Below are 10,252 nucleotides of genomic sequence, written 5' to 3'. Positions count from 1 at the left end.
CGACCGCCCTTGGGCTTCGGCCGCTCCCGCGGCAACAGCGGTTCCACCGCCGACCAGAGGTCATCAGGAACGAGGAGCGCCATCCCTCCTCAACGCCTCAGCCCAGGTTTTGTCCCGAGCTTTAAAGCAATAGCCGACATGCTCGCTTAGGGGATGTCATGGACGCAGGTGATCGATGCTACTGGCTGCAGCCGGGCTATTGTCGCCAAGATTGCTGTCCGCCTCAAGTCGACAATCGCAGCCTAAAGTCCCTCTACCAAGTAGACATTACGCGTCGTGTGTGGCTCCGGGGGATGCTTCCGGTGCGAAAAGCGGAACCGGCTGTTTGGACGAACTGAGCTTCCATCGGCCCCTTCGACTTTGTGCCTCAGACTGTGTCCCGAACAACTGCTGCCAGTTTGAGGAGAGCATGCATGAGCGTGTGCTTGTCGTCATCCGTCACTCTGAACGGAACGAGTTGCAGCGCTTTGTATCCGATGCGATATGATGCGCTCGAAGATTCTCGCTGGAGTGGCCTTGTACATCGTCCTTACCATCCTGGCCGCCCTGATGGCATGTGCAAGTGTCGCTGCCGTATTCATGAAGGGCCGCCGGAAGCATCTCTTCTGGCTCATCCCCGGCGTCCTAATCATGCCCATGCTGGCAGGCGCCTCGATGACCCCGGAACAGCGGGCCTCGATGGAGGCCAGTAGAGCCTCCAGGGAGGCCATGCACGCGGCAAACGCTGCTGCGAGGGCGGAGGAAACCGAGAAGGCCCGCCGCGAGGCCCAAGCCAAGGCAGAGACAGAAGCAGCCGAGCGCCGCACCCGGCAGGCCGCAGCTGACGCCGCCTGCCGCCAGGATCTCCAGTGCTGGGCCCAGAAGCACGTCGCTGACGCCGGGCGCGCCTGCGAACCGCTGATCCAGGCGAGTGCCCGCACCGACTACCGCTGGACGACCAGCTTCACCCGTTTCAGTCGCTTCGGCTGGGGTGACCAGGGCGCAGGCATCGTCAACTACGCGGGCGACGAGATCGAGATGCAGAACGGCTTCGGGAACTGGGTGCGCCACACCTACCACTGCGCCTACGACACACAGACAGGCAGAGCGACGAACTTCACTGTCAGGGCAGGGCGGACCTGACCGTCTTTCTTGCTAAGAAGATAAAGTCGTCCATACATGAAGCCTGACTTACCGGGGCACTGTTGCGTGAATCAGGCGGAGGGCGCGAGCTCGCCTTTTCCGTTTTGATCAGGCGCGAGTGATGGTGTCGGGCATACCAAGGGCGTTGAAGGTGTTGAGGATGGCGCAGCGGATCTGGACTTCGGCGACCTGACGGGCGGGGTCGCGGGCCGAGAGGCGCTCGCCCATGCGCTTGAGGCGTGACATGGCGGTCTCGGCGAGGCTGCGGCGATGGTAGCCGCTCCACCGCTTCCAGAGCCGTCGGCCCAGGCGCTTGATGGCGCGGAGCACCGGCCCATCGGACCCGACAACCTGACAGAGCCCGCCGCAGCCTCAACGACCCGTATCCTGCGTGATTGTCTCCAGCACGATGCGCTTTATGGCTCCCGCCTCAAACTCAACCTCTTGCCGCTCGATCACCAGCTTCTCGGCCCGCCCCTTGAATCGTCGCATGAGCCAGTCCGTGATGACGTTGGCTACCACGTTGAGGGCAATGCCACCTCCAACGGCCGCCGCGAGTTGAAAGGCAACCTCGATAGTCTTTGGGATATCTCCCGACTTTATCAGGGGCACGTGCCAGCTGACCGTGACACCATCCCCAATTGCCAGCGGCTCGGCAGGCTGGCTATTGGTCATCTCAACATCGAGGTCGAGATCCGGGAAGAAGACGGCGACTTCCACTTGCTAACTTCCCTTAATTCCGCGTTCGCATGGTCTACCGCGGAGAGAATATGACGCTGGTACAAGGATACGTTCTGATGAGGAAGCAAGATGCTCAACAATCAGAGTAGCCCAGCTGACGCCGTACCTCCCCAGATCCAACGAAGTGGGTCAAGAGTCTATAATTACGATGTACGTATCTCACACGGCCGGCAACTATAGCAGGGTGGACACCAAGGTCGTCCGCCAAAGCAATGACGTTCGTCGGTGACGGATTAGAGCTGACGGCACTGCTCTGCCACACAGACTGTGGAACCAGGGCTTCGTTCGCCCACTCATCCGCCTCCTGCTCCTCTTTCGGCAGCTGGCCGCCTGGTAAGGAAGCAGCCGAGAAATCATCAATATAGGGCTGGGCATCGTCGTGCGCGAAGTGGCGCCCCACATGGGCCAGCTCATGCGCTAGGCAATACCAGAAATTATCGAGGCGGTCGTAACGCAGCGTGAGCGAGATCACCGGCATTCCATCGACAAGCCGCAGTGCCGCACCATCGAGGTGCGTGCGGCTCAAGTGCTTCACGACAACCAATCGAATCCCGTGCTGCGCAAGGAATTTTTTAGCACGAACCGGACCATCACTGTGTCGGCTCAACTTCGTCACACTGCGTAGGAACTCGAGGTCCACAGACGATAGATCGAAGGCTCCGACCTTCTCCTTTCTTGCAACCGCCATTGAGCGCCAGCACCACGCAGTCAATGCGTAGGGATCTACCTTAGCACCCTGCCGAAGGTGATCGTTCTTGCGATAGAGGCCGCATGTTGCCGCTTGCGGACCACCGGCCAGATCCCGCAGGTCCTTCATCAGCTTCTCGGCCTGAGCCAGGGCGTTGCCCGTCACACGCCCGAGCCATTTGCAGGCCACGATCTCGGCTATCGGAAACCGGTTCCAGTCAGGCTCGGTCGCTTGCTGCTCAGCTTCGCGGCCCCCCTCCTGCAATAGGACCTCGGCTGGGATTCCAAGCTGTGTCGTGAGCGCACGCATCATTGTCAGCGTCAGTGGCCGCTTGCCGCTGAGCACCTCGGATACCTTAGCGCGCCCCCCGAGAAGAGGTTCAAGGTCACGGCGCGAAAGGTCCGCCTGCTCCATACGGAATAGGATGGCCTGCACCGGATCCGGTATGCCGATCGGGAACTGGTGCTCCTCGTAGCGCTCGACCAGCGTCGCGAGCACGTCGAGTTCGTCAGCCTCCGGCGTTCCCGGCTGGGCGTCCATCAGCTCATCGATCCGCGCCAAGGCGGCCTTGTGGTCCGCTTCCGTGCGGACTGGTCGGATGTGGGCCATCAGATCGTCTCCGCGTCGATGTTGTCGTACTCCGCGTGAGTCCCCACGAAGCGGACGTAGATAACGCCCACCGCATAGTTCACCCGCGTGACCAATCGATACTTGTTGCCGCAGATGTTGAAGACCACCCGGCCCCCCTTGAGGATGCTCGCCGAGCGGTACTTAGCTTTCACCTCAGCAGACGTCGTCCACGAGGCGGTTTTGGCCTCGCGGTACCATGCCTCCAGGGCCGTTCGCGCATCAGCACGTTCGGGCCGGCCTTCATGGAAGGCCAGCAGCATTTTGCGCGAGATGATTCGCATCCCCCAGAGCCTATGCGACCCGCCTTCTCGCGCAAGGGGTCTGCTCCCTGAATGAGCCACATATAATATGATCCCTTGTAGGGATCAATATGGTTGTGGCATTATAGTTCCCACACAGGGAACATATAGGAGGCCCTTATGGCAGGTCGAAACCAGCATGTCGTACCGCACGACCGGGGCTGGGCTGTTCAGGGGGCCGGCAATAGCCGGGCTACCTCGGTCCACCCCACCCAGTCGCAGGCCACCGCAGAGGCTCGCAGCATCGCCCGGAACCAGGGAAGCGAGCTGCTCGTACACGGCCGCGATGGTCGTATTCGCGAGCGCGACAGCTACGGCGGCGACGCCTTCCCGCCCAAGGGCTGACATCAACGGGGCTACGCCGGAGAGCGACGTAGCCCCTCGATAGGAGAGAGATCATGCGTTTTCAGGGCGCCATCGTGCGCGAGCAGGGTGTGACCTTCGCGGTCGTCGTCGTGCAGCGGCACGTCATCAACAACAGTGCCGAAGCCAATCGGGCGATCGCGAGCTTTCGGCCCGTCTTCCCGGGCATGCCCGTCACCCTCATGGCACAGGATCACCAGGGGCGGGCGACCTACTACGGACGCTCCGACATCTCGCGCTTCCTCGCCGGCGTGCCGGTTGGGGCCATTCCCTGGCGTGAATACACCCTTAACTGATCAGGAGATCGACATGATGAGGCGCCCTCGTACCCTCAATCCGCCGCGGCCCCCAAAGCCGCCAGACCGCCTGCAAAGGGAGGGCTAATGGCCGACGATCTTCCCTACATCCCCATACTCTGCCCACGCCAGATTCCCAGCCGCTGCTGCTCGACTTATTGCTGCCGGGCTTGGGCACGCTCCTGTGCATCCACCGCGAGCGGCCCGTCATGCAACACCAACACCAACACCTCCCGCCCCATCCCGGACAGGTCCTCGCGCTGGCTGGAACCACCGGCAGCCGCCAGGGTGCCGGCGGCGCGTCCGGCTTCCTGCACACCCTCTCGACCTACGCCGCTCCGCCGCCTCGGTCACCGCCCACAGTTCGTGCGCCACCTAGGGCCGCTCTACCACTTCCCGACGCCGCGCCTCCGCTGCGGCTGTGCCTCCGGCCACGACGCTCAACACCCTGGCCCAGTAAATCCGCGCACCACCCTGGCCTGCTCCGTCCTGCTGCTGCCGATCCTGACCCGTGCCCGCTCCACGGCCTCCAACGCTATCAGGCCACCCGGCTCAACCCGGGCACCTCCACCGCGTCCCGACCGCGCTGCGCCTCTACCGACGCCACGTAGGTTGCCCCAGCCCGCTCCCGGGCCGCGTAGCCGGATCACTCTCCACCAAGAGCACGCGAATGCCGGTCCGGATCGCTCTTTCCAGCAGCGCCGAGCTTCCGCGTGGGGGCCCCAGCCCTCCACGCGGGCGCCGTTCATGAATGCCCTCCCGGACATCTGGTCTAGAGGGCCACGCCGCTGCCGCACCAATCGCGGTCGAGGTGTACAGTAGGCCAGAATGTCCTCTTTCCCGCGCCTTCGGTCGGCGCCGGCGAGCCGCGACGGCAGTAGCCACGATTCGCATACTCCGCGCGGATCTCGGGAGTTGATGAACTCGACGGAAGAGGAATTCCTCCGTGTGGCACGTCGTGGAAGAAGCAACCTCGGCAGCTTCCGACACGTAAAACCTTTCCTTCGAAGTTCGGAATCATCCCTGGTGGCGGCGCGATGTTGGACATGACTCTGCTCCTCTTGTCTTAGTGCCTGGTGGGCTGCAGAGAGCCCGCAGCTTTTGTTGCGTAGAGCGCGCGGCTCTGGTGCCGTAGGCGTTGGTCACGCTCCGAAGCGTTCTCCAGCTCTGGTACGGTGCTGGCCGCCCGTATCACCGCGCCGCTTGCCGGGGCGCGAGCGGGACCCAGCGCCTCGCTCAGTACTGTCCAGGGCGCGTGGCTGCCCTCGTTGCAAGGCGGCACCCAGGCGATCTGCCGGAGCACTTCCAGACGAAGCCTCCCAAGTTCCTCGCGCTGACGGCCGTCGAAGCCGCCGAGGCCGCGAGCCTCCTCCGCGACGCTCAGCGAGAGGCGATTGGTGGCGGCACACTCCCGGTCCAGCTTGTAGGCCGCGTTCAGGACGTCCGTGGACTTTGGAAGGGCCCGTTGGTAGTCACGAGCAAGGATGGCCGCGGCTTCGAAGACGCTGAGGCGCTCCTGGTTCGCGTACCCTGCGATCCTGGCGTGCATCTGCGGAAGGCACGTCAGGAGCTCTTCCGCTGCCCGCTCGACCCGCGACGCCCCCTCCCGCATCCGGATCACCAGACTATCTAGCGCGGCGCGCCGGTTTGCCGCCTCTGGCGCTTCGGCTGGTGTCTTCCTCTTGTTCACCTCGGCCTCTGCCTGCCTCGCGCGAGCCTCTGAAGCCTCAGCCGCTGCTCGGGCCGCCTTGATCGCGGCCATCGCGTCGGCGGTCGGCTTGGGCCCGGCAGTAATCCCAAGGCCGCACAGCTCCTGGCGCAGAGCAGCCATCACAGCATCACGTCCGGCGCCGTACCCCGTCGCATAGCCGCGCTCGTGACCGGCTTTCACATCTTCCTCTAGGCGCTTGGCCGCGGCTGCCTGCATGTCCTTCGCATGGCGTTCAGCCTTCTGCCGCTGCTCGTCAGCTCCCACAGCCCGCTCTTCCGCCGCCTTCCGCTCCGCTTCCTTGCGCTCGGCGCGGGCCCTTTCCTCCGCGAGCAGCCCCGAAACGCGCGTGACCTCGCGGCGTGCCTCGTCCGCCTCTTCGCGCGCTGTCCTTACGAGCTTTTCCGCCGCGCGCGCTTCTTCCTCTGCCACGCGCGCCCGGTGCTCTGCGTTCTCTCGCCCGGCGACGGTGAAATCGAGCTCCTCTCGGGTCGGCCGGCCGGCGAGCTCCGCCACTCGCGCCATCAGGCTCCGCACGAAACTGGCGGCTTGCGGCGCAACCGGCTGGAGCACGCGGGCGAGGTTCTCGGGACCGTCGGCAGCGGCAACGCGGCCGAGAAGGTTGTGCAGCTGGTCCCTCGCCCTCTGTAGGATGCCGACCTGGCCCGACAGCCGTTCCGCCCGTAGCTTCTCCTGCGTGAGCAGGTCGTCCTTCCGGCTTACCTCGGCGCGGAGGATATCAACCCTCCTCTTTGCCTCCTCCTCCGCTTCGGCAGCCTTGCGCTCGGTCGCAGCGAGATTCTCCTCCGCCGCGTTGCGCGCCGCGTAGAGAATGGCGACCTGACGGGAAAGCTGGGAGATGGCGGCCTCGTCCCCTCGCGCCTCCTCCACGGTCCGGATCAGACCGCGCGAGACTCGTGTGCCGCCGGGCGTACCGGGCGGAAGCAACGCTACCGCACCGTCCGGCTGCAGGCGCTCGAGAGGAGCGTGGTCGCCCATGCGCCGGTGTGCCGCCTCCGCGACTCGCATTCTGCTACCGGCCTCGCCAGATGGCAGCCTCGTCGGATTACTGTCCTCTCGCCTGGCGATTGCTGCCGCAGCGACGAGCAGCCGGCCGGACTTCCTTTCCGCGTTCTCTAAGTCCCTGACCCGCTCCTGCAGTCGCGCGATCTCGGCCCGGGCCTCCGTCCCTGCCCGGAAGGACAGCGCGTCCTCCCGTCGGCGGCCAGGCCCGTCCACTCCGGGCAGCGTGTGGCCGAACTCAAGGCCGACATCGCGGGCAAGGCGGTAGGCCAGGTCGCGGTAAGCTGCCACCAGCGCCTCGCCCTGAGCCTTCCGATCCTTGCCGGCACGGCGCGCTTCGTTCCGCGCCCGCCGGCCGGGATCGACCGGGCCGATGTCCAGGAAGAGAACCTGTTTCCCAGTTGTCGTTTCCCCCGGTACGAGCACTGCGGGGGCATATGCATGAAGGTGCGGATGGCCCTCGTCGCGATGCTCTATGATGCTGGCGTCGGGGCCTAGTTCCCGTTTGAGGAACCGGACGGCTTTCCTCTTCCACTGGACATACTGTCGCATTTCGGCCCGCGATGACCGGACCGTGCCCCAGTCCTTCGGATAGCTCACGACATAAGAGGCGGCGACGATGCCATCCCTCCGGACGGCGCGGCCGCGCGGATCCCGCGCCGACGCTGCACGCTCTCGGGCGGTTACGAGGATCATCTCGGGCGGGGTGCTGGTCAGGATCCGCGGCCGCAAGGGCTGCGCGACATGCGGGCAGTGACCGGGAACTCGCGTCGCCTCGGCGATGCTGTCGGCGAGCGACCACGTGCGGTGGCCCGCGACAGTGGGCTTGCCCGGCTGCAGGGCCAGTCCCTCAACGCGGACGAACTGCTCTAGCTTAGTCACGGGTGCCTCCCTCAGCCGGCTGCAACGATCTCATCGTCTCTGACGGGGCGCGCGCCGTGCTGCTGGAGGGTCTCCGCGAGGAGCGGTGTCATCGTGTGCGCCGTCCAGACGTGGCGGGGCTTGTTGAACCCACGCAGCTGCATCCGTTCACTCGTGGCGCACCGCATCAGGTCCTCGAACCGCTCTTGGTGCAGTTTGAGGGAGTTGATGATGAACGGCGTCCCGCAAAAGCTCTGCATCCGTGTTACGAGATCGTCGGGGGCGGTGGTCGTCTCATCTCCCAAACCCTCGCTGGACACGATCCCTGCAGCCCCGCTCTCCTCGCCGGAGGTCGCCGGGGGTGCCTCAGCCTTGGAGGCGCCGAGGAGGTCGATTTGCGCTGTGGGATCGATGATGCGCGGCCCCACCTCCCCGACGGCCTCGGTTCCCTCCCCCACCCTCACCGCGCTGACTGCCAGCTCGGCGGTGGCATCATCGGAAGGGGTTATGGACTGTGCGGTCACCCCGACGCCGCCGGCCTGCTCGTCGGTCATCGTGCCAGGCGACGGGTCCTGGGAAATTTCTACCGCATCATCTACGGGCTGGTCGGCGTCACGCGGCTGACTTCCGGCAGCCTCATTCAAGGCAATGCTCGAGGCTCTCGCCTCTCCGACGTCCGAAAGATGCTCCGGCAACGAGGCGGGCCTGCTCTGCTCCCCCTTGTCGTCCTGCACGGACTCGTAAATCACGATTTCCCGGTAGCCCCAGTGACCACGGGATGCGGGCACAAGCTGGATCACCGAATGTCGTTCACGGGCACGCTCCTCCACCGCCTGGGGCAGGCGAACGCTGATCAAGCGGGCTACGGCAGCCTTCGCCTTGGCGTTCGCGTCGCGACGGGGCGCCTCGTCGTAGATCTTCCAGAGACCTCCGTAGCGGGCTGTTAGATCGGGGATCGTCGCGTCATTGGCGAGCGCGAATGCGACGATCGTTCGCAGCCTGCTCCGGGCCGATCGCAGGGTGTCCAGGCCCTGCGTTGCGTAGGCGAGGAGCGCGGCAACGGCGCTGTCAACCTCCGTACGCGAGCTGAGGAGTTTGGCTCGACGGGCTCGCTGCACGAGTTCCGCCGCCACTTCAGGCGTGGCGAGCATCGCCTGGGCACGCACATCCTCCGCGACGACCGCGAGCGCTCGGTCTGTCTGATCCCCGTTCTTCCGCAGCAGCTCCCGGTGGCGGTTCATCAGGTCGATCGCGGCAGCGGCCGAGAGGGGCAGGGAAGTGTTGTTGACGGATGTAAGGGAAGGAGTAGCGGTGAGGGCGCGCTTGCGAGCCGGCGACGAGCGACGCGCGGGAGCCGAGGATGTGGTTGTGGTTGTGGTTGTCTGAGCAAGCATTCGAGAACCCTTGCGGACCGTAGCCCGTCTCTTGAGGTGAGAACCCCATCATTTGAAATTGGCACGTCCGACGCTCGCGAAAGTCGACATGACTTTGTGTCATCGCGAACTCGTGAAGCAATAAAGCGCTGGTCCTCAAAATATTGCCGATCCGTGGACACTCAGTGCAGAGCTACCATACGTATCCGGATAAACTTATCCCCGCTGACCAGGGCCATCTGGCAAATCAAGCGTTCTCTTCCGCGTTAGAGGCACTATCAAAAACCTTACTGTTACGAGCACGAAACATAATTGTCGCCTCCATTGAATGTTTCGTCTGGAAACATCGTGGCCGAATATACGTCTTGTAGTGTTTCTGATCCTACTATTGGTTGAGCCAAGAGGTCGCGTCCCTGGTGGTGGTGTAGGAGCTGACCGCCGGATCTGAGGCGGTCACCGCGGTGGTTCATGGCAGGGTTGGGTTGCTGAGACCTGCAACCCTGACCTTGGACCGACCACGATGACCGATGAGACGATGGCCCTTCGGGGACTGTTGGAGAAGTCTGCCGACGCGACCTTCCTGCGCGAGATGATCGGCTTTGCCGCCGGGCGGCTGATGGAGCTGGAGGTGGGCGAGGTAACAGGAGCCGCCCACGGGGAGCGCTCCCCGGACCGCCTGGTGCAGCGGAACGGGTATCGCGAGCGGGACTGGCAAACCCGGGCAGGCACCGTCGAGCTCCGGATCCCCAGGCTCCGGCGGGGGAGCTACTTCCCGGCCTTCCTGGAGCCCCGCCGGACGGCGGAGAAGGCGCTGACGGCGGTGATCCAGGAGGCCTATGTGCAGGGCATCTCCACGCGCTCGGTGGATGACCTGGTCCGGGCCATGGGGCTGGAGGGCGTCAGCAAGAGCCAGGTCTCCCGGCTGTGTGCCGAGATCGACGAGCGGGTACAGGACTTCCTGGGCCGCCCCATCGAGGGCGATTGGCCCTACCTCTGGCTCGACGCCACCTACGTGAAGGTGCGCGTGTAGCGGCTGAGTGAATTCTCCCCGGAAGTGCTGGCTGAAAATTCCCCAGTTCAGCGCGACTGCCCGTGCCCGGGGCGAGCCCCGGGCACGGGTGGCGCCGGCCATGCCCCAGGATGCCGAC

8 protein-coding genes and 3 pseudogenes are annotated in these 10,252 nt (G+C 64.7%); 4 read left to right on the top strand and 7 right to left on the bottom strand.

Annotated elements, in window-relative coordinates:
* Positions 1–83: pseudogene (locus J8J14_RS23945) on the bottom strand (IS5/IS1182 family transposase); the annotation flags it as partial.
* Positions 84–483: 400 nt separating this feature from the next.
* Here J8J14_RS23945 and J8J14_RS23940 point away from each other — a divergent pair.
* Positions 484–1,122: a hypothetical protein gene (locus J8J14_RS23940; protein WP_209382055.1), complete on the top strand. Its 639-nt coding sequence runs from the start codon at positions 484–486 to the stop codon at positions 1,120–1,122.
* Positions 1,123–1,230: 108 nt separating this feature from the next.
* On the opposite strand, the pseudogene J8J14_RS23935 reads toward J8J14_RS23940, so the two are convergent.
* The 4 genes and pseudogenes from J8J14_RS23935 to J8J14_RS23920 form a co-directional block, all read right to left on the bottom strand.
* Positions 1,231–1,452 (bottom strand): annotated as a pseudogene (locus J8J14_RS23935) (IS5/IS1182 family transposase); the annotation flags it as partial.
* 42 nt (positions 1,453–1,494) lie between these two features.
* Positions 1,495–1,842 carry a hypothetical protein gene (locus J8J14_RS23930; protein ID WP_209382053.1) on the bottom strand — a complete coding sequence of 116 codons (348 nt, stop codon included), beginning with the start codon at positions 1,840–1,842 and terminating at the stop codon, positions 1,495–1,497.
* Positions 1,843–1,936: 94 nt separating this feature from the next.
* Entirely contained in the window at positions 1,937–3,160 is a 1,224-nt protein-coding gene (locus J8J14_RS25265; protein ID WP_245216131.1) for a hypothetical protein, read from the bottom strand.
* Positions 3,160–3,462: a type II toxin-antitoxin system HigB family toxin gene (locus J8J14_RS23920; protein WP_209382052.1), complete on the bottom strand. Its 303-nt coding sequence runs from the start codon at positions 3,460–3,462 to the stop codon at positions 3,160–3,162. The genes J8J14_RS25265 and J8J14_RS23920 overlap by 1 nt, the downstream gene beginning before the upstream one ends.
* Before the next feature lie 138 nt (positions 3,463–3,600).
* Between J8J14_RS23920 and J8J14_RS23915 the strand changes: the two genes are divergently transcribed.
* Positions 3,601–3,825, top strand: a complete 225-nt coding sequence (locus J8J14_RS23915) for a DUF2188 domain-containing protein (protein WP_209382051.1) — start codon at positions 3,601–3,603, stop codon at positions 3,823–3,825.
* A gap of 53 nt (positions 3,826–3,878) precedes the next feature.
* Entirely contained in the window at positions 3,879–4,139 is a 261-nt protein-coding gene (locus tag J8J14_RS23910; protein WP_209382050.1) for a hypothetical protein, read from the top strand.
* Positions 4,140–5,205: 1,066 nt separating this feature from the next.
* Here the strand turns inward: J8J14_RS23910 and J8J14_RS23905 are convergent.
* Together J8J14_RS23905 and J8J14_RS23900 are read right to left on the bottom strand one after the other, a co-directional pair.
* Positions 5,206–7,752: a hypothetical protein gene (locus tag J8J14_RS23905; RefSeq protein WP_209382049.1), complete on the bottom strand. Its 2,547-nt coding sequence runs from the start codon at positions 7,750–7,752 to the stop codon at positions 5,206–5,208.
* Between the two features lie 11 nt (positions 7,753–7,763).
* Positions 7,764–8,972, bottom strand: a complete 1,209-nt coding sequence (locus J8J14_RS23900) for a hypothetical protein (RefSeq protein ID WP_209382048.1) — start codon at positions 8,970–8,972, stop codon at positions 7,764–7,766.
* Between the two features lie 652 nt (positions 8,973–9,624).
* Here J8J14_RS23900 and J8J14_RS23895 point away from each other — a divergent pair.
* A pseudogene (locus J8J14_RS23895) lies at positions 9,625–10,128 on the top strand (transposase); the annotation flags it as partial.
* Positions 10,129–10,252 lie beyond the last annotated feature (124 nt).

It is taken from the genome of Pararoseomonas baculiformis, from assembly GCF_017813395.1.
Classification (GTDB): Bacteria; Pseudomonadota; Alphaproteobacteria; order Acetobacterales; family Acetobacteraceae; genus Roseomonas; species Roseomonas baculiformis.
The sequence above is the reverse complement of the archived record's forward strand: the minus strand, read 5'-3'. Positions and strand labels throughout refer to the sequence as shown.

Coding starts and splice junctions, on each gene's coding strand:
- J8J14_RS23940 (WP_209382055.1), top strand. CDS start 484: ATGATGCGCTCGAAGATTCTCGCTGGAGTGGCCTTGTACATCGTCCTT.
- J8J14_RS25265 (WP_245216131.1), bottom strand. CDS start 3,160: ATGGCCCACATCCGACCAGTCCGCACGGAAGCGGACCACAAGGCCGCC.
- J8J14_RS23920 (WP_209382052.1), bottom strand. CDS start 3,462: ATGCGAATCATCTCGCGCAAAATGCTGCTGGCCTTCCATGAAGGCCGG.
- J8J14_RS23915 (WP_209382051.1), top strand. CDS start 3,601: ATGGCAGGTCGAAACCAGCATGTCGTACCGCACGACCGGGGCTGGGCT.
- J8J14_RS23910 (WP_209382050.1), top strand. CDS start 3,879: ATGCGTTTTCAGGGCGCCATCGTGCGCGAGCAGGGTGTGACCTTCGCG.
- J8J14_RS23900 (WP_209382048.1), bottom strand. CDS start 8,972: ATGAACCGCCACCGGGAGCTGCTGCGGAAGAACGGGGATCAGACAGAC.